This is a genomic window from Limnohabitans sp. Rim8, assembly GCF_945869175.1.
Lineage (GTDB): Bacteria > Pseudomonadota > Gammaproteobacteria > Burkholderiales > Burkholderiaceae_C > Limnohabitans_A.
The window spans coordinates 68,484-94,767 of record NZ_CAMBNZ010000001.1; the positions used below are offsets into that span (position 1 = coordinate 68,484).

21 protein-coding genes and 1 tRNA gene are annotated in these 26,284 nt (G+C 57.4%); 3 read left to right on the forward strand and 19 right to left on the reverse strand.

Annotated features, from left to right (window positions below; all coding sequences use genetic code 11):
- Window positions 1-43: 43 nt before the first annotated feature.
- The 5 genes from guaA to Q0O19_RS00310 all read right to left on the reverse strand — a co-directional run bounded on the left by guaA (window position 44) and on the right by Q0O19_RS00310 (window position 5,031).
- Entirely contained in the window at window positions 44-1,687 is a 1,644-nt protein-coding gene (gene guaA, locus Q0O19_RS00290) for a glutamine-hydrolyzing GMP synthase (protein ID WP_295518733.1), read from the reverse strand.
- A 70-nt stretch (window positions 1,688-1,757) separates the two neighbouring features.
- Window positions 1,758-3,227: an IMP dehydrogenase gene (guaB, locus tag Q0O19_RS00295; protein ID WP_295518736.1), complete on the reverse strand. Its 1,470-nt coding sequence runs from the start codon at window positions 3,225-3,227 to the stop codon at window positions 1,758-1,760.
- A gap of 94 nt (window positions 3,228-3,321) precedes the next feature.
- Window positions 3,322-4,230, reverse strand: a complete 909-nt coding sequence (locus Q0O19_RS00300) for a class I SAM-dependent methyltransferase (RefSeq protein WP_295518739.1) — start codon at window positions 4,228-4,230, stop codon at window positions 3,322-3,324.
- Window positions 4,231-4,238: 8 nt separating this feature from the next.
- A complete protein-coding gene (locus tag Q0O19_RS00305; protein WP_295518741.1) occupies window positions 4,239-4,598 on the reverse strand; it encodes an RnfH family protein in 360 nt (119 codons plus the stop codon).
- The gene (locus Q0O19_RS00310) at window positions 4,591-5,031 is read right to left on the reverse strand and encodes a type II toxin-antitoxin system RatA family toxin (RefSeq protein WP_295518744.1); all 441 of its coding nucleotides are present in this window, start codon (window positions 5,029-5,031) and stop codon (window positions 4,591-4,593) included. The genes Q0O19_RS00305 and Q0O19_RS00310 overlap by 8 nt, the downstream gene beginning before the upstream one ends.
- Before the next feature lie 94 nt (window positions 5,032-5,125).
- Between Q0O19_RS00310 and smpB the strand changes: the two genes are divergently transcribed.
- Window positions 5,126-5,614: an SsrA-binding protein SmpB gene (smpB, locus tag Q0O19_RS00315; protein WP_295518747.1), complete on the forward strand. Its 489-nt coding sequence runs from the start codon at window positions 5,126-5,128 to the stop codon at window positions 5,612-5,614.
- Window positions 5,615-5,646: 32 nt separating this feature from the next.
- Here the strand turns inward: smpB and Q0O19_RS00320 are convergent, their stop codons facing one another.
- The 12 genes from Q0O19_RS00320 to Q0O19_RS00375 form a co-directional block, all read right to left on the reverse strand.
- Window positions 5,647-6,729 carry an enoyl-CoA hydratase/isomerase family protein gene (locus tag Q0O19_RS00320; protein WP_295518750.1) on the reverse strand — a complete coding sequence of 361 codons (1,083 nt, stop codon included), beginning with the start codon at window positions 6,727-6,729 and terminating at the stop codon, window positions 5,647-5,649.
- On the reverse strand, window positions 6,722-7,606 hold the full coding sequence (locus tag Q0O19_RS00325; RefSeq protein WP_295518752.1) for a DMT family transporter: 885 nt from the start codon (window positions 7,604-7,606) through the stop codon (window positions 6,722-6,724). The genes Q0O19_RS00320 and Q0O19_RS00325 overlap by 8 nt, the downstream gene beginning before the upstream one ends.
- Before the next feature lie 13 nt (window positions 7,607-7,619).
- A complete protein-coding gene (gene typA / locus Q0O19_RS00330) occupies window positions 7,620-9,437 on the reverse strand; it encodes a translational GTPase TypA (RefSeq protein WP_295518755.1) in 1,818 nt (605 codons plus the stop codon).
- A gap of 13 nt (window positions 9,438-9,450) precedes the next feature.
- On the reverse strand, window positions 9,451-10,431 hold the full coding sequence (truB, locus tag Q0O19_RS00335) for a tRNA pseudouridine(55) synthase TruB (protein ID WP_295518757.1): 981 nt from the start codon (window positions 10,429-10,431) through the stop codon (window positions 9,451-9,453).
- A gap of 2 nt (window positions 10,432-10,433) precedes the next feature.
- On the reverse strand, window positions 10,434-10,808 hold the full coding sequence (gene rbfA, locus Q0O19_RS00340; RefSeq protein ID WP_108286996.1) for a 30S ribosome-binding factor RbfA: 375 nt from the start codon (window positions 10,806-10,808) through the stop codon (window positions 10,434-10,436).
- Window positions 10,809-13,799: a translation initiation factor IF-2 gene (gene infB, locus Q0O19_RS00345; RefSeq protein ID WP_295518761.1), complete on the reverse strand. Its 2,991-nt coding sequence runs from the start codon at window positions 13,797-13,799 to the stop codon at window positions 10,809-10,811.
- A gap of 23 nt (window positions 13,800-13,822) precedes the next feature.
- Window positions 13,823-15,307, reverse strand: coding sequence for a transcription termination factor NusA (nusA, locus tag Q0O19_RS00350; RefSeq protein ID WP_295518764.1), 1,485 nt, complete (start codon window positions 15,305-15,307; stop codon window positions 13,823-13,825).
- A 69-nt stretch (window positions 15,308-15,376) separates the two neighbouring features.
- Window positions 15,377-15,940 carry a ribosome maturation factor RimP gene (rimP, locus tag Q0O19_RS00355; protein ID WP_295518767.1) on the reverse strand — a complete coding sequence of 188 codons (564 nt, stop codon included), beginning with the start codon at window positions 15,938-15,940 and terminating at the stop codon, window positions 15,377-15,379.
- Between the two features lie 160 nt (window positions 15,941-16,100).
- Window positions 16,101-17,708, reverse strand: a complete 1,608-nt coding sequence (locus Q0O19_RS00360) for an ABC transporter ATP-binding protein (RefSeq protein WP_295518770.1) — start codon at window positions 17,706-17,708, stop codon at window positions 16,101-16,103.
- Entirely contained in the window at window positions 17,705-18,769 is a 1,065-nt protein-coding gene (locus tag Q0O19_RS00365) for an ABC transporter permease (RefSeq protein WP_295518796.1), read from the reverse strand. Before Q0O19_RS00365 ends, Q0O19_RS00360 begins: the two co-directional genes overlap by 4 nt.
- A 26-nt stretch (window positions 18,770-18,795) precedes the next feature.
- Complete coding sequence (locus Q0O19_RS00370) at window positions 18,796-19,833, reverse strand: microcin C ABC transporter permease YejB (RefSeq protein WP_295518772.1); 1,038 nt, start codon at window positions 19,831-19,833, stop codon at window positions 18,796-18,798.
- Between the two features lie 3 nt (window positions 19,834-19,836).
- The gene (locus Q0O19_RS00375; RefSeq protein ID WP_295518775.1) at window positions 19,837-21,720 is read right to left on the reverse strand and encodes an extracellular solute-binding protein; all 1,884 of its coding nucleotides are present in this window, start codon (window positions 21,718-21,720) and stop codon (window positions 19,837-19,839) included.
- Between the two features lie 37 nt (window positions 21,721-21,757).
- Between Q0O19_RS00375 and fabI the strand changes: the two genes are divergently transcribed.
- The gene (gene fabI / locus Q0O19_RS00380; RefSeq protein WP_295518778.1) at window positions 21,758-22,573 is read left to right on the forward strand and encodes an enoyl-ACP reductase FabI; all 816 of its coding nucleotides are present in this window, start codon (window positions 21,758-21,760) and stop codon (window positions 22,571-22,573) included.
- A gap of 169 nt (window positions 22,574-22,742) precedes the next feature.
- On the opposite strand, the gene Q0O19_RS00385 is transcribed toward fabI, so the two are convergent.
- A complete protein-coding gene (locus Q0O19_RS00385) occupies window positions 22,743-25,016 on the reverse strand; it encodes an arginine/lysine/ornithine decarboxylase (protein ID WP_295518781.1) in 2,274 nt (757 codons plus the stop codon).
- Window positions 25,017-25,214: 198 nt separating this feature from the next.
- Between Q0O19_RS00385 and Q0O19_RS00390 the strand changes: the two genes are divergently transcribed.
- Window positions 25,215-25,305, forward strand: a tRNA-Ser gene (locus Q0O19_RS00390).
- Between the two features lie 105 nt (window positions 25,306-25,410).
- Here the strand turns inward: Q0O19_RS00390 and Q0O19_RS00395 are convergent.
- On the reverse strand, window positions 25,411-26,284 hold an 874-nt coding region (locus tag Q0O19_RS00395), incomplete at its 5' end, for a branched-chain amino acid ABC transporter substrate-binding protein (protein WP_295518784.1).

Genomic DNA, 26,284 nt, shown 5'->3' on the forward strand with positions numbered 1-26,284 from the left:
ATAGACTGTACCAAAACGAAGGCACCCAAAGGTGCCTTGTTTGTCACTCCCACTCGATCGTCGCGGGTGGTTTTGAACTCACGTCGTATGTCACTCGGTTGATGCCACGCACCTCGTTGATGATGCGGCCCGACACTTTCTTGAGCAGCGCATAAGGCAACTCGGCCCAGTCGGCGGTCATGAAGTCGCTGGTTTGCACGGCGCGCAAAGCCACCACGTAGTCGTAGGTGCGGCCGTCGCCCATCACGCCCACGCTTTTCACGGGCAAGAACACGGTGAAAGCCTGGCTGGTCAAGTCGTACCAGCTCTTGCCGCTGTCCGGATCGATGAAGTTGCGCAGCTCTTCAATGAAGATCGCGTCTGCGCGGCGCAGCAGGTCGGCGTATTCCTTTTTGACTTCGCCCAAAATCCGCACGCCCAAGCCTGGGCCTGGGAAGGGGTGGCGGTAAACCATCTCGCGCGGCAAACCCAGCGCCACGCCCAGTTCGCGCACCTCGTCTTTGAACAGTTCGCGCAAGGGCTCCAGAAGTTTCAGGCCCAATTGCTCGGGCAAACCGCCCACGTTGTGGTGGCTCTTGATGGTGACGGCTTTCTTGCTCTTGGCCCCGCCCGACTCAATCACGTCGGGATAAATCGTGCCTTGGGCGAGGAACGTCGCGCCTTTGACGGCTGGTCGGCCGTCATTCCCATCTTTGCCGCCGTCGCCTGCTTTGAGCTTGGCCGCCTGTTCCTTGAACACATCCACAAACAAGCCGCCGATGATCTTGCGCTTGGCTTCGGGTTCGCTCACGCCCGCCAGCTTGCCCAAGAACAAGTCACTGGCATCCACACGGATCACTTTCGCGTGCAGCTTACCCACGAACATCTCCATGACCATGTCGCCTTCGTTCAGGCGCAGCAGGCCGTGGTCCACAAACACACAGGACAGATTGTCGCCAATGGCGCGGTGAATCAACGCAGCGGCCACAGAAGAGTCTACGCCGCCCGACAGGCCCAGGATGACCTCTTCGTCTCCGACTTGCTCGCGGATTTTGGCCACCGCTTCTTCGATGTAGTCACCCATGATCCAGTCCGGTTGGGCCCGGCAGATGTCGAGCACAAAGCGGTTGAGCAGCGCCTGGCCTTGCACAGTGTGTGTGACTTCGGGGTGGAACTGCACGGCATAAAAGCGGCGGGCTTCGTCTGCCATACCGGCAATCGGGCAAGCCGGGGTGGAGGCCATGACCTTGAAGCCGGGTGGCATGGCAGTGACCTTGTCGCCATGGCTCATCCAGACCTTGAGCATGCCGTGGCCCTCTGGCGTGGCAAAGTCTTCAATGCCTTTGAGCAATTCGGTGTGGCCATGGGCACGGACTTCGGCGTAACCAAACTCACGCGTGTTGCCAGCTTCGACCTTGCCGCCCAATTGCTCGGCCATGGTTTGCATGCCGTAGCAAATGCCCAAAACGGGAATACCCAGTTCGAACACGGCATCCGGTGCGCGGTCATCGACTTCGTACACGCTGGCATGCGAGCCGGACAGGATGATGCCTTTGAGATTGCCATCCTTGGCGTACTCGCGCACCCAGTCACTGCTCACGTCGCAGGGATGCACTTCGCAAAACACATGCGCTTCGCGCACGCGGCGGGCAATCAGCTGGGTGACTTGCGAGCCGAAGTCGAGGATCAGGATTTTGGAGTGCTGCATGGCAAGCGCCGTTCTCAAAGAAATGAAAAGGCGTCTGGGATACAGACGCCTTGAAGGTCAGCAGAGGATTTTAATCAGCCCGGTAGTTCGGCGCCTCTTTGGTGATCTGCACGTCGTGGACATGGCTTTCACGGATACCCGCAGCGGTGATTTCCACAAACTGCGAGTCCTGGTGCATCGCCTCGATCGTCGCGCAGCCGCAGTAGCCCATGCTGGCGCGCAAACCGCCGGCCATTTGGTAGATGATGGAGACCACCGAGCCTTTGTAAGGCACGCGGCCCTCAATACCTTCAGGCACCAGTTTGTCGGCGTTGGGGTTGCCGGTGCTGGACTCCTGGAAGTAACGGTCGGCACTGCCTTGCTGCATGGCACCAATGGAGCCCATGCCGCGGTAGCTCTTGTAGCTGCGGCCTTGAAACAACACGATCTCCCCGGGCGCCTCTTCGGTGCCAGCAAACATGCCGCCCATCATGACGGTGCCTGCGCCTGCGGCGATGGCTTTGGCGATGTCGCCGCTGTAGCGGATGCCGCCGTCAGCGATCAAGGGAACGCCGGTGCCCGCAAGCGCAGTGGCCACACTGTCCACCGCCATGATTTGCGGCACGCCTACACCCGCCACGATGCGGGTGGTGCATATGGAACCAGGGCCGATGCCCACCTTGACCGCATCGGCTCCGGCTTCCACCAGGGCCAAAGCGGCAGCGCCAGTGGCGATGTTGCCGCCAATGACTTCGATGTGCGGGTAGTTTTGCTTGACCCAGCGCACGCGGTGAAGCACGCCTTTGCTGTGTCCGTGCGCGGTATCCACCACGATGGCGTCGACTCCCGCACGCGCAAGCGCTTCCACACGCTCTTCAGTCCCCTCGCCCACGCCGACTGCCGCGCCCACGCGCAGCTTGCCTGCACCGTCGCGCGCAGCGTTGGGGAAGTTCAGTTGCTTGGTGATGTCTTTGACCGTGATCAGGCCCTTGAGTTCAAAAGCATCGTTGATGACCAACAGGCGTTCAAGTTTGTGTTTGTTGAGCAAATGCTTGGCTTGCTCGGGGGTGGTACCTTCAGGCACCGTGATCAGGCGCTCGCGGGGCGTCATGATTTCGCTGACCTTTTGGTCGTAGCGGGTTTCAAAACGCAGGTCGCGGCCCGTGACGATGCCGACCACTTTGCCGCCATCGCAAACAGGAAAACCCGACACGCCCAACTCGTCCGACAAGGCCATGACCTGGCGGACGGTGGTGTCGGGAGTGATCACGACCGGGTCGCGCAGCACGCCCGATTCGTAGCGCTTGACCTTGGCCACTTGGGCGGCTTGCTCTTGGGCCGTGAGGTTTTTGTGGACGATACCGATGCCGCCTTCTTGGGCAATCGCAATGGCCAAACGCGATTCGGTCACGGTGTCCATGGCAGCGGACACCAAAGGCAGGTTCAGGCGGATATTGCGGGTGAATTGCGTCGCCAGCGAGGTGTCCTTGGGCAGGACTTGGGAGTAAGCGGGGACCAGGAGAACGTCGTCAAACGTCAAGGCTTTACCGAGTAAGCGCATAAGCTAAGGCTCCAAAAAATGGATTGTACCCGTGCCCTCCGAGGGATTTCCCTGCCCTTTGAGCAAAAATCTACTGCCATTGGCCTGCTGCTGCTCAGGCGTTTTGGTAATGCAGCACTTTGAGGGATTTTTCGGGATCGATGTCCACAAAAGCCGCTGGGTTGGTCAGTCGCTCGACAAATCGCAAGGCTGGGGCGGCCTCGGCCACTAGGCTGTGCAAAAATGCCGTGTCCAGCTCGGGCGCGTTCAGGCAGAGCAGTACATGGCCTTGCGGCTCCAGCAGATCGGGCAACCGCCGAATCAACTTGATGTAATCCTGGGTCGCAACGAAGCTGCCTTTTTGGTAGCTGGGCGGGTCGATCACGATCACGCCATACGGCCCCATCTTGCTGATCTTGCCCCAGGTCTTGAAGACGTCATGCCCCAAAAAGCGCGCTTTCGCCGGCAAGTCGTTCAGTCGGTGGTTTTGCTGCCCCACGGTCAAAGCGGCCTGGCTCATGTCCAGATTGACCACCTGCGCAGCCCCGCCTTGGAGCGCCGCCACCGAAAAAGCGCAGGTGTAGGCAAACAGGTTGAGGATGTTTTCGTGCTTGGCATGGTGCCTCAACCAAGCGCGGCCATGGGCCATGTCCAGAAACAAGCCATGGTTTTGACCGCGCAGGACATGCACCAGAAAACGGGCGCCCTGCTCTGACACGACATGTGGATCCGGCACAGTGCCCGCCATCAGCCGGGTTTCGGATTGGCCATTGGCGCGGCACTGAAACACCCAGTTGAGGGGCTCAGCCGGCGCCAAGCTGTCCCAGCGGGCCTGCAGTGCAGCGTGGCATTGGGCCAGTTCTGGCTCGGTGACGGGCTTGAAGCTGGTCAAGACCCACACCGGTGCAAACCAGTCGAGCGTCCACTGCTCGCTGTTCGGGTACATGCCACCGCGCCCATGAAACACCCGGTGCGCATCGACCGTTTTGTCCATCTGTGCAATGGCATCCAGAAGTGCTTGCATGGTGGCGATCAATAGCCCGCTGCCGATCCGCTTTTGCGGTTGGCAAACAAGCCGGTTCTGCCTTTGCCCTGCCGCTTGAAGCGTTGTCTGCGGGCCACTTTGGGATCCACTTTGAGCGGCCGGTACAACTCGACGCGGTCACCATCTTGGACTGAGGCCGCCCATACCACTTTGCGGCCCCAAATGCCGGGTTGCATGAACTTCAAAGGGGCCGATTCGCTCGGCGACAAGGCATTGACGGCGATGACATGCTCCAGCACCGATTGCACACTGCTGCCCGCAGGCACAAAGAAGCTCTGTTCTTGAACCTGCCGGGCTTGCAGGCTCCAGCACAGCGTGACCCTCACCGTGGCTGGCGTCTCAGCCATACACAGCTTCGGCGCGTTTCACAAAAGCGTCAACCAAGCTGGCGGCAATTTTGTCGAACACCGGCCCCACCAGGGCCGCCAGCGTTTTGCTGGAAAAGCCATATTGGAGATCCAGTTCCACTTTGCAAGCGCGTTGCGTGCCATCGCCCACAGGGCTGAAACGCCACATGCCGCTGAGGTTGGAAAAAGGCCCTTTGACCAGGCTCATGCCGACCGAACGGCCTTCTTCGTGTTCGTTGCGGGTGGTGAAGGTTTGCTGGATGCCGCCCAGGCTGATGCCGACTTCGGCCACCATGCCTTGCGCATCGGTTTCCAGCACGCTGGCGCGGTCACACCAGGGCAAGAATTCGGGATAACTGGCCACGTCGGTGACGAGGCGGAACATTTCCTCGGGGGCGTACCAGATCAGAACGGACTTGTGGATATTCTTCATACAATGTACGGATTGTAGTTTTTCGACACGCCATTGGGCGCACTGTCCAGCTGCACACCCTTGCGAACGGCCGCGCCGTCCTTATTTGCTGAACATGGCCACACCCAAAAAGTCCCCTGCTGCCCCCGTATTTGCCAAGATTGCCGAAAACAAAAAAGCGGCCTTTGACTATTTCTTTGAAGAGCGCTACGAAGCCGGCATGGTGTTGGAGGGCTGGGAGGTCAAGGCCATTCGCGAAGGCAAGGTGCAACTGACCGATGGTTATGTGGTCATCCGCAACGGAGAATTGTTCATCATCGGCTGCCTGATCAACCCACTCAAAACCGCGTCCACCCACATCAACCCCGAAGCCGCACGCACGCGCAAGCTGCTGCTGAACAAGGAAGAGATCAAGCGCCTCATCGGGAAGATCGAGCAAAAGGGCTACACCCTGGTGCCCATCAATTTGCATTGGAAAGCGGGCAAGGTGAAGTGCGACATTGCACTGGCCAAGGGCAAGGCCGAGCACGACAAACGGGACACCATCAAGGACCGGGAAGGCAAGCGTGAGGTCGAGCGCGCCATGAAAAGCCGCCACCGCTGAACGCCACTCAGTCGCAAGGAAGGGCAACCCGCTCAGCTCAGATCGCGCAGCGGATGGTGCTCAGAGGGCCAAGGGCTCACAAAGAAACGTGCGGCTTCTGACACATCCACATCTTCCACATGTGCAGGCTTCCAGTTCGGCTCGTGGTCCTTGTCAACAGCCAAGGCACGAATGCCTTCGACGGTGTCGCTGTCGGCGACAGAACGCAGGTGGAAACAGTGGTGCACCATGTCGCGCTCCATGCGCAGGTCGTCCGCCAGGCTCATTTGGCGGGCACGGCGGATTTGCTCCAGCACCACATGCAGCATCAAAGGCGAGCGGTGGCGCAAGGCATTCGCGGTTTTCTGGCTCCACTCATCCGTGGCCGATTCCAGCTTCCGCAACATGTCTGCGATGGTGGGCAAACCAAACACTTCATCGATTTGTGGTTGTGGTGTCAGCTTCTCTGGTGTCAACGCACCCCCCTGAGCCAACACCCACCGCTCCACCGACTCGGCATTTTCAAAAGGGCTGCTGATCAGGGTTTGCCAGATCGGCTCCAGCATGCCGCTGGGCAACGCGATGTCGGCCAGTTTGGCGGCCACCGCTTGGGCACCGCTCAGCATCTGACCCGTCAAGCCCAGGTACTCGCCCAAACGTCCTGGGCAACGGCTCAGGAAATAGCCGCCCCCGACGTCAGGAAACAAACCGATGAGGGTTTCTGGCATGGCCATTTTGGTGCGCTCGGTCACCACGCGCACACTGGCACCTTGGCTGATGCCCATGCCACCGCCCATGACTATGCCGTCCATGAAAGCAATGTAGGGTTTGCTGTAGGTGTGGATCAGGTGGTTCAGACGGTACTCTTCGGTGAAAAAATCACCCAATGACGCGTCGCCTGTTGTGGCCGCTTGATGGAAAAATCGGATATCACCACCGGCACAAAAAGCCCCGAACGGACCTTCTTTGCCCATGCCGCGCACCGCAACCGCCAGTACTTGGGGGTTGGATTGCCAATCGATCAATGCACGCGTCAAGGCCCGCAACATGTCAAGGGACAAGGCATTCAGAGCCTTGGGGCGATTCAAAACAATGGTGCCAATATGACCTTCAATTTGAGCGATGACTTCAGACATTGTTGTCTCTCCATCCTAACCATTGGTTCATGAGCAATGCCCCCAATACCAGGGACCCGCCCAACAATACGCTCATTTGCGGGGCTTCGTTGGCGCCCCACCATGCCAATGCGATGCCAAAAACGATTTCCAGCAGACACAACAAGGACGCCTCAGGGGCTTTGAGCACCCGAACACAAATCACCGACAACACGCAGGGAATGGCCAACTGGAACAAGCCCAGAATGGCGAGCAATCCCACATCGTGGGCCGAAGCTTGAAACGGCATGGCCCAAGGCAAAGTGAGCAAAGTGGAGAAAACGGCCCCCAACAAAACCGAGGGCACCAAATCCAGACTGTGGCCATCGCTTTGGCTTTTTTGCGCCAAAGTCCACTGTACGGCACCGGCGATGGGCACACACAAGGCCACCAAGGAGCCAAGCAAAAAGTTGGGGTCTCCCATGCTCAACTGGGTGCCATACATCCAGGCGATCCCGAACCCGGCCAACAAGATGGCGATCCAGGTTCGCAAAGGCAATGGGTGACGCAAAAATACGCGCGTGAACAAAGCCGTGAGCAAGGGCCCAACGGCCATGGTGATCAACACATTGGCCACTGCCGTCAGTGTCAGGGCCACCATGAAAGCGGTGAACATCACGCTCCAGCACACGCCAGACAACCAAAAATACCGGTTGCGCCAAGGCAAGCGCGACCACACACCCTTGCCCTGCCACAAAGGCAAGATGAGCAGCAGGGAAACGACGGTGAAAAAGCTGCGCCAGAAAGTGACTTCGAAGCTGCGGGCTTCTTCCAAATGCCGTGTCACCACCCCGGCCATGGACCACAGGGCAGTGCAGCCCACCATGGTCCAAACGGCCAAACTGTGTGTCATGCGCATGATCGGGGTCCAATCACTTGTTGCGCTTGCGGTCACTTTCTTTCAGAAAGCGCTTGCGCAGACGCACGCTCTTGGGTGTGATTTCGACCAACTCGTCGTCCTCGATGAACTCGACACCGTATTCGAGCGTGAGGTCAATCGGCGGCGTGATTTTGATCGCGTCTTCCTTACCTGAGACCCGGAAGTTGGTCAGTTGTTTTGTGCGTGTGGCGTTGACCACCAGGTCGTTGTCGCGGCTGTGGATGCCCACGATCATGCCCTCGTACACCGGATCATTCGCCTTGACGAACATGCGGCCACGGTCGTCCAGTTTGCCCAAAGCGTAAGTGAAGATTTCACCATCGTCCATCGAGATCAGCACACCGTTCTTGCGGCCACCGATGTCACCCTTGTGGGCTTCGTAGCTGTCGAAGATGTTGGAGATCAAGCCAGAACCGCGGGTCAAGTTCAGAAATTCGTTGGTGAAACCGATCAGGCCACGGGCAGGAATGCGGTATTCCAGACGGACACGGCCACGGCCATCGGGCTCCATGTTGACCAGCTCGCCTTTGCGCTCACCCAAAGCCTGCATCACGCCACCTTGGTGGGTTTCTTCAATGTCGGCCGTCACCAGCTCGATAGGCTCATGGCGCTCGCCATTCACATCGCGGAACACCACGCGTGGCTTGGACACCGCCATTTCGTAGCCTTCCCGGCGCATGTTTTCCAACAAAATGGTCAGGTGCAATTCACCACGGCCCATCACTTCAAAGATACCCTCTTCGTCGGTTTCTTTGACGCGCAAAGCCACGTTGTGTTGCAGCTCTTTTTGCAGGCGGTCCCAAATTTGACGGCTGGTGACAAACTTGCCTTCACGACCGGCCAAAGGCGAGGTGTTGACGCAAAAGTTCATGGTCAAGGTCGGCTCGTCCACTTTGAGCATCGGCAGCGGCGCGGGGTTGGCCGCGTCCGTCACGGTGACGCCGATGTTGAGATCGGCAATGCCGTTGATCAACACGATGTCGCCCGGGCCAGCTTCGGTCACTTGCACACGGTCCAAGCCCTGGAATTTAAGCACTTGGTTGACACGGCCTTTGATGGTTTTGCCGTCTGGACCCTCCATGACCACCACGTCCATTTGTGGCTTGATCGTTCCTTGTCCAATGCGGCCCACACCGATGCGGCCCACAAAGGTGGAAAAGTCGAGTGCAGAAATTTGCAACTGCAAAGGCGCTGCCGGGTCACCCTTTTGGGGCGGCACATGCTTGAGCACGGTGTTGAACAAGGCCGACATGTCGGGACCCCACTGCACACCGGGCTCGCCCTCTTCCAGAGAGGTCCAGCCGTTGATGCCCGAGGCATACACCACAGGGAAGTCGAGCTGCTCGTCGTTGGCACCGAGTTTGTCAAACAGGTCAAAAGCGGCGTTGACCACTTTGTCAGGGTTGGCACCGGGCTTGTCGACCTTGTTCACCACCACGATGGGCTTGAGACCCAAGGCCAAGGCTTTCTTGGTCACGAAACGTGTTTGAGGCATCGGGCCTTCTTGTGCGTCGATCAGCAACACCACGCCGTCAACCATGGACAAAGCGCGTTCCACCTCACCGCCAAAGTCCGCGTGACCGGGGGTGTCGACGATGTTGATGTGGGTGCCTTCCCAGCTCACGGCGCAGTTCTTGGCCAAAATGGTGATGCCACGCTCGCGTTCAATGGCGTTGTTGTCCATCACGGTGTCCACGATTTTCTCGTGCTCAGCGAAGGTACCCGATTGGCGAAGCAGTTGGTCCACCATGGTGGTTTTGCCATGGTCAACGTGGGCGATGATGGCGATGTTGCGAATTTGCTTGGTCATGCTTTCTCTTCCTTTAAACCTGCTCGGCCAGCAAAGGCTCGGGTGCAGGTGATTTTTCTAAAATCTGTTGAATTTCCAACGGGCTCAACAATCGACCCGGAATCAGTTCGCCGCCATGCACTTGTGCTGTTCCCAGCAAAGCACGAGGATGTTCTCCATATACGGCAACTTGATCACAATCAACCCAAGGGCCGTGTCTGCGCACCCCATTCAAAAATCGATCGGTGCTGTCTTTGTCCAACCGCACCTCGGTGTAGCCAGGCAGCAACACCTCCACAGCTTGCAACGCCGCCATCCGACGGTGTTCGTCCATGGCCTCCAGTTGCGGCAGTGACACACACTGTGCCGCCGCAAAAGGGCCCGTGGCCACGCGGCGCAAAGCGCTCAGGTGACCACCACAACCCAAAGCCTCAGCGATGTCCTCGCCCAGCGTTCGGATGTAGGTGCCTTTGCTGCAACGCACACGCAAACGCAAAAATGGCGCATCGCCTTGCAGTTGCATGTCCAGCAAATCCAGATCGTGAATCACCACGTTGCGCGCCTCGCGCTCAACGGTTTTGCCTTCGCGGGCATATTCATACAAAGCTTTGCCATCTTTTTTCAAGGCACTGTGCATCGGGGGCAGTTGGCTGATCGGCCCCATGAACCGATCCAAAACACCCACCACCATACCGGCCGAACATGACACTTCTCGGACAGCGATCACCTCGCCCTCGGCATCACCGGTGCTGGTTTTCAAACCCAAACGGACCGTGGTTTCGTAAGTCTTGTCGGCGTCCAAATGCTGTTGGCTGAATTTGGTAGCCGCACCGAAACACAAGGGCAAAACCCCTGTGGCCAAAGGGTCCAGAGTGCCCGTGTGGCCAGCTTTTTCAGCCCGCAGCAACCATTTGGCTTTTTGCAAAGCCTGGTTACTGGAAAGGCCCAACGGTTTATCGAGCAAAAGCACCCCGTGCACAGGGCGCCGCTGCACCCTGGTGCGTGGCGTGTTCATGCTCAGTCCTCCTGCGCGCGAGACGACACGGCCTTGGCGATCAATGCATTCATGTCAGAGGCACGCTCGGTGGTGCGGTCAAACAGGAAATGCAAAGTCGGCACGGTATGGATGTGCAAACGCTTGAACAAACCGTTGCGCAAAAAACCAGCTGCCGCATTCAAGCCTTCTGTCGCCTCTTCGGGGTTGCCCGTCAAGACACTGAAGTAAACCTTGGCATGCGCGTAATCGGGCGTGACCTCGATCGCATTGATCGTGACCATGCCTACCCGCGGGTCTTTCAGCTCGCGCGCAATCAACTCTGCCAGATCGCGCTGGATCTGGTCGGCCACGCGGAAACCGCGGTTGGGCACAGAGGACTGCTTTTTTCGCGCCATTTACAGCGTTCTCGCAATTTCCTTGACGTCGAAGAATTCGAGGTAATCGCCTTCTTTGATGTCGTTGTAGTTTTTGAGTTTGATACCGCATTCGAAGCCTTCTTTGACTTCTCGCACATCGTCCTTGAGGCGTTTGAGCGAGTCGAGCTCACCGGTGTAGATGACCACGTTGTCGCGCAGCAAACGGAACTTGGCACTGCGGGTGACTTGACCCGAGGTGACCATACAGCCCGCAACCGTACCGATCTTGGACGCCACGAATACGGTCCGAATTTCGGCCATGCCCATGATTTCTTCGCGCTGCTCAGGTGCCAACATGCCCGACATCGCGGCTTTGAGCTCATCCACAGCGTCATAAATGATGTTGTAGTAATGCAGGTCAACGCCGTTACCTTCAGCCAGCTTGCGCGCACCCGCATCGGCACGCACGTTGAAGCCGATCACGATGGCCTTGGAGGCGATCGCCAAGTTGATGTCCGACTCGCTGATGCCGCCCACGCCGGAGTAAACCAACTGGACTTTGACTTCTTCGGTCGACAGCTTGAGCAAGGAGGCACCCAAGGCTTCTTGCGAACCTTGTACATCGGCCTTGATGATGATGGGGAGCAGCTTGACTTCGCCGGCCGACATGTCGGTGAACATGTTCTCGAGCTTGGCCGCTTGTTGCTTGGCCAGCTTGGTGTTGCGGAACTTGCCCGCACGGTAAGTGGCGATTTCGCGGGCACGGCGTTCATCGCCCATGACCATGAATTCGTCACCGGCTTGCGGCACTTCGGTCAGACCTTGGATTTCGACCGGGATTGAAGGACCAGCAGACTTGATGGCGGCGCCGTTTTCGTCCAACATGGCACGCACTCGGCCAAATGTTTGACCTGCCAGCACCACATCACCGGTGTTCAAGGTGCCCGACTGCACAAGAATAGTGGCCACGGGTCCACGGCCTTTGTCCAAGCGGGCTTCGATGACCAGACCCTTTGCCGCGGCTTGCACCGGGGCCTTGAGCTCCAGCACTTCAGCTTGCAAGAGCACTTGCTCGAGCAAGTTGTCAATGCCCACACCTGTTTTGGCGGACACGGAAACAAAAGGCGATTCGCCACCAAACTCTTCGGGCACAACTTCTTCAGAAATCAGCTCTGCACGCACGCGCTCGATGTTCGAGTCGGGCTTGTCCATCTTGTTGATGGCGACCACGATAGGAACACCGGCTGCTTTGGCGTGCTTGATGGCTTCTTTGGTCTGGGGCATCACGCCGTCGTCACCGGCCACCACCAAGATGACGATGTCGGTGGCTTGTGCACCACGGGCACGCATGGCCGTGAAAGCCTCGTGACCAGGGGTGTCCAAGAAAGAGATCATACCGCGAGGCGTCTCGACGTGGTAAGCACCAATGTGCTGGGTGATGCCACCAGCTTCACCCGAGGCCACTTTGGCACGGCGAATGTAATCGAGCAAAGAAGTTTTGCCGTGATCAACGTGGCCCATGACGGTCACCACAGGCGCACGGGGCAAGGATTCCGCGTGCTGGTCCAACACCTCGTCGTCGGTGAACGCTTCTGGATCGTCCAGTGCAGCAACAACCGCCTTGTGACCCATTTCTTCCACCACGATCATGGCGGTGTCTTGGTCCAAGGGCTGGTTCATGGTGGCCATTTGACCGAGCTTCATCAAATGCTTGATGACCTCTGAGGCCTTGATCGCCATCTTGTGGGCCAATTCGGCCACCGTGATGGTCTCGGGCACGTGAACTTCAATCACACGCACTTCCGCTGGGGCTTGCTGGCTTTGGCCCTCGTCACGGTCGCGTTCATTGCCACGGCGTCCACGCGGGCCCGTGCGCCAATTGTTGCGACCCACCCCACCACTGGTGTCGCCGCGTGTGGGAATGGCTTTCTTCTTGGCAGGATCACCCGCCCAGCTGGAAGACAACTTGGCAGATTTGACTTCTTTGTTGCCAACAGGTGCCGACGGTGCTGCAGCTTGTGCGGCGGCTGCACGGGCACCCGGCGCAGGCGTGCCAGCAGGTTTGTGCAAAGTGCCTTTGACAGGGGCTTTGGCTTCGACCTTGGGTTCTTCTTTCTTGGCGACCAACACCTTTTTGGGGGCATTCATCATGGTCCGAATGGCCTCTGCTTCGGCCAATGCCTTGCGCCGACGCGCGTCGAGATCCACCGCACGGGCGGTGTCTTCATCGGCCTTGGCCTTGGAGTCAGCCGCAGCCTTCAAGGCCATGGCCTCACGGGCTTCTTGATCGGATTTGGCTTTGGCCACAGCCGCTTGTGCCGCTTCTACCGCCTTGGCAGCGGCCACATTCTCTGCAGAAATGGTGGGGGCAGCAGAGGCCGTCTTGACTTGAGAAGCGGCATTGATGCTGGCCGCTTCTGCACGCGCTAGTTCTTGGCGCTCATCTCGGCTCAAGGTGGGTTTGGCCGGGACGGCATGGCCAGCCGCCAAGGCAGCGGCGTCAGCCAGCGATTGAACCTCGGCGCGGGCTTGCGCCTCTTGGGCTTGCAACTCGCTGCGTTGCTTGGCTTCTTGCGCTTCACGCAAACGCCGCTTCTCAGCCAACTCTTCTTCTTGACGGCGGATCAGCTCCGCCTGCCGACGGGCTTCTTCTTCGCGACGGGCCAAATCGGCGTGATCAATCACCGGCTCGTGAGGCTCTTCGGCTGCGGGCTCGTGCACGGGTTCATCATCACGCTTGATCAAAGTGCGTTTTTTGCGCACCTCCACTTGGATGGTGCGGGCTTTGCCCGAAGCATCGGCTTGCTTGATCTCGCTGGTGGACTTTTTGACCAAGGTGATCTTTTTGCGGTCTGCGGTCACAGTGCCGTGGCTGGCTTGCAGGTAGCTGAGCAATTTTTGCTTGTCAGCGTCATTCAGCGTGTCGCTGTCAGAAGTTTTGGCAACGCCCGCCGATCGCAATTGATCGAGCAAGACATCGGCAGATTTTTTGAGTTCGTTTGCAAACTCGGCAACAGTGGTACTGGACATATTGTGTTCAAGCCTCCATAGCTTCAGGCCTGGCCTGCGAACCAATGTTCGCGGGCTTTCATGATCAGGGTGGTCGCCTCTTCAGCAGTCTGAGCAGTGATGTCAGTCAGTTCGTCGGTGGCCAAGTCAGCCAAGTCGTCACGGGTCTGGATGCCCGCTTCAACCAGCTTGGAAATCAGCTCAGGCGTGAGGCCTGGCAGGTCACGCAGATCTTGAGACACGTCTTCGACGCTCTCTTCACGTGCAATTTCGAGAGTCAAGAGCGCATCTTTGGCGCGCGTGCGCAGCTCGTTGATGGTGTCTTCGTCGAAGCTTTCGATTTCCACCATTTCCTGGATCGGGACATACGCCACCTCTTCCAAACTGGTGAACCCTTCGCCGATCAGGATGTCTGCAATTTCCTGGTCTACATCCAGCTTTTCCATGAACAACTGGCGGATGCCGGTGGTTTCTTCAGCCAGCTTTTGCGCAGATTCGGCGGCGTCCATGATGTTGATTTTCCAGCCGGTGAGGTCAGACGCCAAGCGCACGTTTTGACCGCCACGGCCAATGGCAATCGCCAGGTTTTCTTCGTCGACCACCACATCCATGGCGTGCTTTTCTTCGTCCACCACGATGGACTGCACATTGGCCGGGGCCAAAGCGCCAATCACAAATTGAGCAGGGTCTTCGCTCCACAACACAATGTCCACGCGCTCACCCGCCAACTCGTTGGTGACGGCGTTCACTCGCGTGCCACGCACCCCGACGCAAGTGCCGATGGGGTCCACACGTTTGTCGTGCGACAACACAGCAATCTTGGCGCGTGAGCCCGGGTCGCGGGCACAGGTTTTGATCTCCAGCAGGCCTTGCTCGATCTCGGGCACTTCTTGGCGGAAGAGTTCGATCATGAACTCGGGGGCCGAACGCGACAGCAAGATCGGGGCACCGCGCAAGGTCAAGTCCACTTCCATGATCATGGCGCGCACACGGTCACCACTGCGCAGGTTTTCCTTGGGGATCATCTCGCTGCGGCGCAGTCGGCCTTCGATGCGGCCAGACTCGCAGATGATGTCGCCCTTGTCCATGCGCTTGACGGTACCGACAAAAATCTTTTCGCCACGCGACATGAAATCGTTGAGCAGCATTTCACGCTCGGCATCCCGGATTTTTTGCAAGATGACTTGTTTGGCCGCCATGGCCCCAATGCGGCCAATGGGCAAAGACTCAATCGCCTCTTCGATGTAATCGTCGACTTCGATGTCCGGAATTTGCTCTTGGGCCTCGAACAGCAAAATTTCTTGTTCAGGCAGTTGCAGGCCCGCCTCATCGGGAACCACATGCCAGCGGCGGAAGGTTTCGTAATTGCCATGGTCGCGGTCCACAGATACGCGGATGTCCACATCGCCTGAATACAGCTTTTTAGTGGCTTGGGCCAAAGCAGCTTCCACAGCACCAAACACCACGTCGCGCTCTACGTTTTTTTCACGTGAGATGGCCTCGACCAACATCAACATTTCGCGGTTCATGAATGACTCTCCTGTTCGACTGGGTCTGCGGTTCAGACCCGATATAAATGCTCAAAACCCGACAACCGGTCAGGCTTCAACCTTTGGCTTGCGCCCTTTGAAATCCACCACCGGGGCCAAACGGGCCTCGCGCAATTCGTCCAATGTGAAACCCAGCGCGTTCAAAGGCGCAGGGATCCGTTTCTTGCTGATTTTCTGACCGGGTTTGCCCACAGGCTCGTCGCTCCAGACGATCTGCCAGCCATCGTTGTTGGCGGTTCGCTCCAGCGTGCCCCGAAATTTCTTGCGGCTGGCACTGACCAAGCCAACTGCGTTTTCACCCATGGGTGCTTTGAGGGTGATGTCGATCAATTCGCCCACAAAGCGTTCAAAATCTTTTTCATGTCGCAGCGGGCGGTCAATACCGGGGGAGGACACCTCCAGCCGGTTGTAGGTGACGCCATCCACCTCCAGAGCAAACTGGAGCTGCCGATTGACTTTCTCGCAGTCTTCGACGTTGATGAACAGTTCGGTGCCAGGTTGCCAGGGAAAATCGATGGTGATGCGCAACAAACCGCCCGCTGTGCGGTCAATCTCAACCAGGTCATAGCCCAGGCCGGTCACGGTTTCTTGAACAATTTGCTGCAATGCCACAGAGCTTCGAAATGTCAACGTTAAAAAGAAAGACCCAAAAAAAACGGGCGGTGAAAACCCGCCCGTTTGGTCGTGAAGCCGGTATTCTAGCTGAAAAACGTGCTAAGTGCGTGATTTTGAAGGAAAACGGTGCGCCATTGCTGGGCTTGCAGCAGCAAAATCAGGCAAAGGCTGCGAGCAAACTCCGGGTGTAAGCATGGACAGGTTCGTTCAAGACCTGATGGGCCTCTCCGGATTCCACCACCTGACCATCGTGCAGCACCAAAACCTGATGGGCCATGGCCCGCAACACATCGATGTCATGGGTGATCAACAGGTACGCCATCGCCCGTTTGGCTTGCAAATTTTGCAACAATTGCAGAATTTGCTTTTGCACAGTGACATCCAAAGCACTGGTCGGTTCATCCAAAACAAGCAATCGGGGCTCCATCACAAGGGCTCGGGCCAAAGCAATGCGTTGCCTTTGCCCGCCCGAGAAAGCATGCGGATAACGGTGAAGCAGGTCTGGGAACTCGTCGACAGACAAACCCACCTCGGCCAAGGTGCGCAGCACCTGCGCCTCAATTTGGGGCTCGGGCGTTTGTGGCGCATGCCAGCGCAAACCTTCCGAGACGATTTCGCCCACCGTCATGCGGGGAGACAAACTGCCATAAGGGTCTTGGAACACCACTTGCACACACTGCCTCAAGGCTTTGTCTTGTGCAGGTGCGTTCTGCCATGTTTGACCGCCAAATGACAGTTGTCCGCCGTGTGGAATCAAGCCCAAAACGGCTTGGGCCAAACTGGATTTGCCAGAACCCGACTCCCCCATGACCCCCAAAGTGGTGCCCGCCATGATGCTGAAATCGGCACCTTGCAAGGCGGTGAAATGGTGTTTTTGAAACCAATGGCGAAAACCAGGTTTTTGGATGGCGTAACGCACCTGCAGGTTTTTGGCCTCCAGCACAGGCATGTCGTGGGGCAGTTCATGCCGTCCTGCATCGGCCAAGCCCTCTCGACTCGGTCGACTGTTGAGCAACTTTTGGGTGTAGGCATGCTGAGGCTTGGAAAAAACATCCGCCAAGTCGCCTTGCTCAACCAGCCGACCCTTTTCCATCACCGCCACACGGTCAGCAAAGTGACGCACCAAAGCCAAATCATGGGTGATCAACAGCACGGCCATGCCGGTTTTTTGCTGCAAATCGGACAACAGTTGCAGCATTTGAAGCCGCAAACCCGCATCCAATGCCGTGGTCGGTTCATCGGCCAGCAACAGTTGCGGCTCCGATGCGAGCGCCATGGCCATCATGGCGCGTTGGCGTTGGCCACCTGACAACTGGTGAGGATAAGCCATGAAGCGCCGCGAGGGATCGTCAATGCCGGTGTCGTCCAACCATTGCACCGCACGTTCATCGGCATCGCGGCGAGACAACATTTTTTTAAGCTGCAACACTTCTGAAATCTGCTGACCCACGGTCATCAGCGGGTTGAGCGCCGTCATCGGCTCTTGAAAGATCATGGCGATCTCGTCGCCCCGGATGCTTTGCATTTGCGCTGGGGTGCGAAGCAGCAGGTCTTCGCCTCGCCACAACACTTGACCGGTCAATTGCACCGACTCCAGCAAGCGCAGCACCGACAAAGCCGTGACCGACTTGCCCGAGCCCGATTCACCCACCAAGGCGACGCGTTCACCAGTCTGGATGCGAAGGTTCAAGCCTTGCACCACGACCTGCCCGCCAAACGCAATGCGAAGGTCTTTGATTTCCAACAGGGTGGGTGCGGCGTTCATGCCGAGGCCTTTCGCGGGTCCAGCGCATCGCGCAGGGCATCGCCCATGAAAGTCAACAAGAGCAAGGTCACCACCAAAACAGCAAATGTGGACAATGAAATCCACCAGGCGTCGATGTTGTTTTTGCCTTGCGCCAACAACTCGCCCAATGAGGGGGTCCCGGGCGGCACACCCAGCCCCAAAAAGTCGAGCGAGGTCAAGGCCAATATGGCACCGCTCATTCGGAACGGTAAAAACGTGACCACCGGTGTCATGCTGTTGGGCAACACATGCCGCCAGATGATTTGCCAATGCCCCAAACCCAGCGCGCGGGCCGACTTGACGTAATCGAGTTGACGGTTGCGTAAAAATTCGGCCCGCACGTAATCCGACAAACCCATCCAGCCAAACAAACCGAGGAGCACCAACAACAAACCCACGCTGGGCTCAAACACCGCCGAAAAAATGATGAGCAGATACAACTCGGGCATGGCGCTCCAGACTTCGATGAAGCGCTGAAACACCAAATCTATCTTGCCCGCAAAAAAGCCTTGCACGGCCCCGGTCAAAACGCCAAGCAACACACCCAACAGCGTCAAGGCCAAGGCAAACAACACCGACACACGAAAGCCATAAATCAAACGCGCCAAGACGTCGCGCCCCCGGTCATCGGTGCCCAACCAGTTGCGGGCTGTGGGAGGTGCGGGATTGGGCAAGGGTGCAAAGTAATCGAGCGTGCTGTGGTGATAAGGGTTGGGTGCTTGCAGGGCCCAGTTGCCATTTTTTTTCAGTTGCTGCTGAATGAACGGATCGAGGTAATCGGCAGGCGTTTCAAAGTCCCCGCCAAACACGGTCTCTGGCAAGGCTTGCACCACAGGCAAATACCACTGCCCTTCAAAGCGCACAAGCAGTGGCTTGTCGTTGGACAAAAATTCGGCCCCCAAACTCAACACGAAGAGCGTGACAAAGACGATCAAGCTTCCAAAGCCCAAACGGTTGCGCCGAAAGCGCTGCCAAGCCCTTGCCGAGGGCGAGAGTTGCGCGACTGAAAGCGGCTTGGACTTTGCGAGGAGCTGGGGCATGTCGGGTGTGGTCAGCAGGTTTGGGCTCATGCGTCAAACTTCACGCGCGGGTCCACCCACAGGTAACAAAGGTCGCTGATCAGCTTGGTGAACAAGCCGATCAATGTGAACAAATACAAGGTGCCCAGCACCACAGGGTAGTCACGCCGAATCACGGCCTCGTAACTGAGCAAACCTAAACCATCCAGCGAGAAAAGGGTTTCGATCAGCAAGGAGCCTGTGAAAAAAGCACCAATGAAAGCCGCCGGGAATCCGGTCACCAAAGGGATCAAGGCGTTGCGCATGACGTGGCGATAAAGCACCCGGTTTTCACTCAAGCCTTTGGCGCGTGCGGTCAGCACGTATTGCTTGCGAATTTCTTCCAGGAAGGCATTTTTTGTCAACATGGTGATGACCGCAAAAGCGCCCAGCACGCTGGCGGTCACCGGCAATGCGATGTGCCAAAGATAATCCACCACCTTGGCGCCCCAACTCAGTTGCTCCCAGTTGGAGGACGTCAAGCCGCGCAAAGGAAACCACTGCAGTTGTCCACCAAACACCACCAGCAAAGCCACGCCCAGCACAAAACCTGGAATGGCATAGCCCACCAAGACCAGCAAACTGGTGAGGGTGTCAAAGCGCGTGCCGGCTCGCACCGCCTTGGCAATGCCCAAAGGCACCGATATCAAATAGCTGAGGAAAAATGTCCACAAACCCAAACTGATGGACACGGGCAATTTTTCCTGAATCAGGCTCCAGACATTCTTGGGGTAGAAAAAGCTTTGGCCCAGATCGAATTGCGCAAACTGTTTGAGCATCATCCAAAACCGCTCGACCGGTGGTTTGTCAAAGCCATAAAGCGTTTTGATTTCGGCAATGCGCGCAGCGTCCACGCCTTGTCGGCCCCGGTAGCCACTGCCAGCGGCCGCAGCGCCCTCGCCGCCGGTGTCTCGTCCCTGCAGTTGCGCCACCATTTGCTCGACCGGACCACCCGGTACAAACTGAATCACCACAAAGGTCATCAACAAGACCCCGAACAAAGTCGGGACCATGAGTAGCAAGCGTTTGAAGATGTAGGCCAGCATCGGTCAGGGCGCTTTCTGTACAGCTGATGGTGGCACTTTGGAGCGTGCCGCAGAGGGAGACCACCACACCGAAGTCACCAGTCTTTCAGGTTGGTAAAACCGCGGCAATTCGGCCGGGCGCTCAAATGAAGCCGCGCGCCAAGACACCCGGTGCACCGCACCGTACCAATGCGGCACCACATAGTGGCCATGGCGCAACACCCGGTCGAGTGCCCGCAAACGCGTCACCAATTCGGGACGGGTGGTGGCGCTGACCGCTTTGTCCAACAGCGCGTCCACGGCCGGGTCTTTCAGGCCCAGAATATTGCCTGAACCTTCCACGTCTGCCGACTTGGAGCCGAACCGTTCGAGCAACTCTGTACCCGGCGCCTCACTGCCGACCGAGCGGTTGCTCACGATGTCAAAGTCAAACACGTCCATTCGCTTTTGTAGCAATGCAAAGTCGATCACTTTGTAGCGAACCTGAATGCCCAGTTTTTCGAGGTTCTTGGCAAAAGGTGTGACCACACGGCCCATGGAGCCCGAACTGTCCAAAAACTCGATGCTCAGGGCCTGACCCTTGGCATTGCGCAAAGCGCCATCGCGGTAAGTCCAGCCCGCGTCTTTGAGCAATTCACGCGCTTGGCGCAAATGGTCGCGCAATGTGTGGCCCGATGCAGGGTCGAGCACCGTTTGAGGCGGCAGCGGCACGGCCTGGTCAAACACGGCAGCAGGCAATTGGGCACGTAAGGGCTCTAGCAATGTCAGCTCTTGCAGGTCAGGCAAGCCCTTGGCCTCAAAGTCGCTGGCCACAAAAAAACCGCGCACCCGACTGTAAGCGTTGTAGAACAACTGCCGGTTCAGCCATTCAAAATCCATGGCCAAGGCAATGGCTTGGCGCACTCGCGCATCTTTGAATGGCTCTCGTCGCAAGTTGAACTGAAAGCCTTGGAAATCACCTGCGTTGCCATGTGGCAGCTCGGCCTTGATCAAGGTTCCGCGTTCAAACGCCCTGCCCGTGAAAGCCCGGGCCCATTCACGGGCCACAAAAGACTGCATGTAATCGAACTCGCCCGCCTTAAAGGCTTCCAGCTGGGCGGTGCTGTCTTTGTAAATTTTGTAGGTGATGCGATCAAAGTTGAACTGCCCCTTGCGCACATTCAGGTTTTGGGCCCAGTAGGCTGGGTCACGCACGTAGGTGATGTCTTTGCCAAACTGCACCGGTCCGATGCGGTAGGGGCCGGACGCAATCGGGATGTCCGTGACCATTTGGTCAAAAGCTTTGTGCGTGGTGCCCTGCAAACCCCATTGACGACTGAACACGGGCATGGCACCCACGATCAAGGGCAGTTCGCTGTTGGGCCGGACAAAATCAAAGCGTATGCTGCGCTCTGCCAACACCGTGGCGCTTTTGACTTCGCCAAAATAAGTGCGGTACTGGGGCGCAGCCTGTTTGCTGGTCAGTCGTTCAAAAGCATGTCGTACATCAGCGGCCAACACCGGGTCACCGTTGTGGAAACGGGCTTGCGGGTGAATTTGGAAAACCACCGACATGCGATCGGCAGCCACCTGAACATCAGAGGCCAGCAAGCCATAGGCTGTGGTCGGCTCGTCCATATTGCTCACCAGCAAAGTGTCGAACAACATGTTCAACATGGCCGGCGGTGCACTGCCTTTGAGCGTGAAGGGGTTGTACTTGTCAAAGCTGGTCTGCCGCGTGGGTGGAACTAAAACAATCTCCCCCCCTTTCGGCGCGGCAGGGTTGACATAGTCGAAATGGGTAAAACCTGCGGGGTATCGGATGTCGCCAAACTGGGCATAGGCATGCGCCGCCCACACCTGTCCCGTCATGCACAACCCGAGGGCCAGCAAGCCGTGTGTCCAGAATCGGGCCATAGGTCTTCGCATGCGACAATTCTGCACACATTTTTCAGGACTTGAACACATGACCACAAAAACAGGATTCTTGTCAGGCAAAAAACTGCTGATCACGGGTGTTTTGTCCAACCGATCGATTGCCTATGGCATCGCCAAAGCCTGCCATGCACAAGGCGCCGAGCTGGCTTTCAGTTACGTGGGTGAGCGATTCAAAGACCGCATCACCGAATTTGCGGCCGATTTCGACTCCAAGCTGATTTTTGACTGCGACGTGGGCAGCGACGAGCAGATCGAAAAACTCTTCACCGACCTGTCGGCCACTTGGCCCAAGCTGGATGGTTTTGTGCACGCCATTGGTTATGCCCCCCGCGAGGCCATTGCCGGTGACTTTCTGGACGGCTTGTCGCGGGAAGGCTTCAAGATCGCGCACGACATCAGCGCCTACAGCTTTCCTGCCATGGCCAAAGCGGCCCTGCCCTACCTGAACGACAAGTCTGCGATCTTGACGCTGACCTATTTGGGCGCGATCCGCACGGTGCCCAACTACAACACCATGGGATTGGCCAAGGCCAGTCTGGAAGCTTCGGTGCGTTACCTGGCTGAGTCACTGGGCAGCCAAAATCGCGGCCTGCGTGCCAACGGCATCTCTGCTGGCCCCATCAAAACCCTGGCCGCCAGCGGCATCAAGGGATTTGGCAAAATTTTGTCGGTGGTGGCCGAGGCCTCGCCGATTCGCCGCAACGTGACGATTGAGGATGTGGGCAATGTGGCGGCTTTCTTGCTCAGCGACTTGGCTGCGGGCGTGACCGCCGAGATCACTTATGTGGATGGCGGCTTCAGCCAAGTGGTCGGCGGTATTACGGAGCCTGCGACAACGGCTTGAGTGGATCCAATCAACACATGAAAAAGCGGCCAAGGCCGCGTTTTCATGTTCGACCGCAGGTGACGCATGGCCCTGTGCAGGGGCGATGTGGCAAAGCGAAGCGCCTCTGAGCCCCGGCACAGGGCCATGCATCACCTGGTCTCAGACACAACCACCCACGCAAGCAGCGTTAAACCTTCACACAATCCGCAAAGTAGCGCTTCTTCCCTTCGTCGTCCACGATCTCCACCAAGCCGTGGATGTCGGTCTCGAAACCAGGGCACTTCTCGTTGAACTCGCGGGCGAACTTGAGGTAATCCACGATCTTCTTGTTGAAGACTTCACCAGGAATCAACAAAGGAATACCCGGTGGGTATGGTGTGACCAAACCCACGGTGACACGGCCTTCCAAGTGGTCAATTTCCACACGTTCGGTTTTGCGCTGCGCAATGTGAGCGTAAGCGTCTGATGGGCGCATGGCGGGAGCCAAGTCAGACAGGTACATGTCGGTTGTCAAAATGGCGATGTCGTACTTGGCGTACATCTCATGCACATGCTGGCACAAATCGCGCAGACCCATGCGTTCGTAGCGGGGGTGCTTTTGACAGAACTCCGGCATGATTTTCCACATCGGCTGGTTCTTGGCGTATTCGTCTTTGAACTGCTGAAGCGCTGTCAACAGCGAGTTCCAACGGCCCTTGGTGATGCCGATGGTGAACATGATGAAGAAACTGTACAGGCCCGTCTTCTCTACCACCACACCGTGCTCGGTCAAAAATTTGCTGACAATGGACGCGGGAATGCCGGTCTTGTCAAACTTGCCGTCCAAGTCCAAACCCGGTGTCACGATGGTCGACTTGATCGGGTCCAGCATGTTGAAGCCGTCGGCCAGTTGCTTGCCAAAGCCGTGCCACTTGCTTGATTTCTTGCGCGGATCGTTGTGCAAGATCCAGTCGTCGGCTCGGCCAATGCCTTCATCGGCATATTTTTCCGGGCCCCAAACCTTGAACCACCAGTCTTTGCCGTACTCGGCATCGATCTTTCGCATGGCACGGCGGAAATCCAGCGCTTCGGCAATGCTCTCTTCCACCAAGGCGGTGCCGCCGGGCGGCTCCATCATGGCGGCAGCCACGTCGCAGCTGGCAATGATGCTGTACTGCGGTGAAGTCGAGGTGTGCATCAAGTAGGCCTCGTTGAACAGCGGCCTGTCGAGCTTGACGCTTTGCGCGTCTTGCACCAGCACATGGCTGGCCTGGCTGATACCGGCCAGCAGCTTGTGGATGGACTGCGTGGCGTAAACCATCGACTCTTTCGGACGTGCGCGCTTTTTGCCCATGGCATGGTACGGACCATAAAAGGGGTGGAAGGCCGCATGCGGCAACCAAGCCTCATCGAAATGCAGGTTTTCCACATAACCGTCCAGCATGTCTTTGATGGTTTCGGTGTTGTAGAGCACGCCGTCGTAGGTGGACTGCGTGAGGGTCATCACGCGGGGCTTGACCTTCTTGGGGTCAACACCTTTGAGCAAGGGGTTGGCCTTGATTTTCGCCATGATGGCGGCAGGCTCGAACTCACTTTTGGGAATAGGACCAATGATGCCGTAATGGTTGCGCGTGGGCTTCATGAACACAGGCACAGCGCCGGTCATGATGATGGCGTGCAAGATGGATTTGTGGCAGTTGCGGTCCACCACCACCACATCCCCCGGGGCCACAGTGTGGTGCCAAACGATCTTGTTGGAGGTGCTGGTGCCATTGGTGACAAAGAAACAATGGTCCGCATTGAAGATGCGCGCCGCATTGCGCTCGCTCTCGCCAATGGCGCCGTTGTGGTCCAGCAATTGACCCAACTCTTCCACCGCATTGCACACGTCGGCACGCAGCATGTTTTCACCGTAAAACTGGTGGTACATCTGGCCCACAGGGCTTTTCAAAAAGGCAACGCCCCCGGAGTGACCTGGGCAGTGCCACGAATACGACCCGTCTTCGGCGTAATCGAGCAAGGCCTTGAAGAACGGTGGTTGCACGCCTTCCAAATAACTTTTGGCTTCTCGGATGATGTGGCGCGCCACAAACTCGGGCGTGTCTTCGAACATGTGGATGAAGCCGTGCAACTCGCGCAGAATGTCGTTGGGCAAATGGCGAGAGGTTTTGGTCTCACCATAAATGTAAATCGGCACGTCGGCGTTTTTTCGGCGAACTTCGTCAATGAAAGCACGCAAATTGATCACGGCCGGGTCCAGATCGGGACCGGGCGTGAACTCTTCGTCGTCGATCGACAAAATGAAGGCGCTGGCCCGGCTTTGCTGCTGCGCAAACTGCGACAAGTCACCGTAACTGGTGACACCCAAGACCTCCAACCCTTCACTGACAATGGCGTCTGCCAAAGCGCGAATGCCCAAACCCGATGTGTTTTCGGAGCGGTAGTCTTCGTCAATGATGACGATGGGAAAGCGAAATTTCATGGGCTTGCTGGGCTGTGCGCCAAATAAGGTGGAAAGGGATTCAGACAGTCGCGAAGTTTAAGGACAAAAAGACACAGTGGGCCGACAAGGATCAGAATTCATCCAAAAACCACCGAATACAGCATACGGTAGACGCGTGACCAGAATTGAATCGCACCAAGTAATCGGCATTTTTCCCCTGCTACAATCGTGCTCTTCGGAGCGGTGGATGAGTGGTTTAAGTCGCACGCCTGGAAAGCGTGTGTGGGTTAATAGCCCACCGCGGGTTCGAATCCCGCCTGCTCCGCCAAAACCAAAAAAGCCTGCACATGTGCAGGCTTTTTTTCGTCTGTGCATATCGCTCAGTGAAAAAGCACTTGGCGAAATCAGCCCCCGACCAGCGGGGGCCGTTTGATCAGCGAACCACAGCGATCTGTGAACGCTCACCACCTTTGTAGGTGTACAGCGTCAAGGCGCCATTCTTGACGTCGCCTTTTTCGTCAAAAGCGATGTTGCCTGTTACGCCCTTGTAGTTGATGGCTTTCAAGGCAGGCAGATACTTGGCGGGATCGGCAGAACCGGCTGTGACCATGGCAGTGGCCATGACTTTGACTGCGTCGTAAACGTAAGGGGCGTAGACCTGCACATCTGCGTTGTACTTGGCCTTGAAGTCGGTGCGGAACTTGTCCATGCCAACCTTCTGCTCGCCTTCCACACCACCGGCTTCGGCACACACCACGGCCTCGTCTTTCATCGCATCGCCAGCCAGTTTGGCCAACTCGGCTGTACAGATGCCGTCGCCACCCATGAACTTGGCGGTGATGCCCAAAGATTTCATTTGACGCAACATCGGGCCGGCCACAGCGTCCATGCCGCCGAAGAACACGATGTCAGGCTTCTTGGCCTTCAAGGTGGTCAAGATGGCGTTGAAGTCAGACGCTTTGTCGGTGGTGAACTCGTGGCCCACGATGGTGCCGCCAGCAGCGGTTGCACCCTTCTTGAACTCTTCCGCCACACCTTGGCCGTATGCGGTACGGTCGTCGATCACTGCAATGTTTTTGCCCTTGAGGGTTTCGACAGCGTACTTGCCCAATGTGCCGCCCAAGTGCACATCGTCAGCCACCACGCGGAATGCACCCGCGTAACCCTGACGGGTGTACTTGGGGTTGGTGGCCGATGGAGAGATCTGGGGGATGCCCGCAGCGTTGTACAGCTGCGAAGCGGGGATGGTGGTGCCGGAGTTCAGGTGACCGATCACACCGTTGACTTTGGCGTCAACCAGCTTTTGC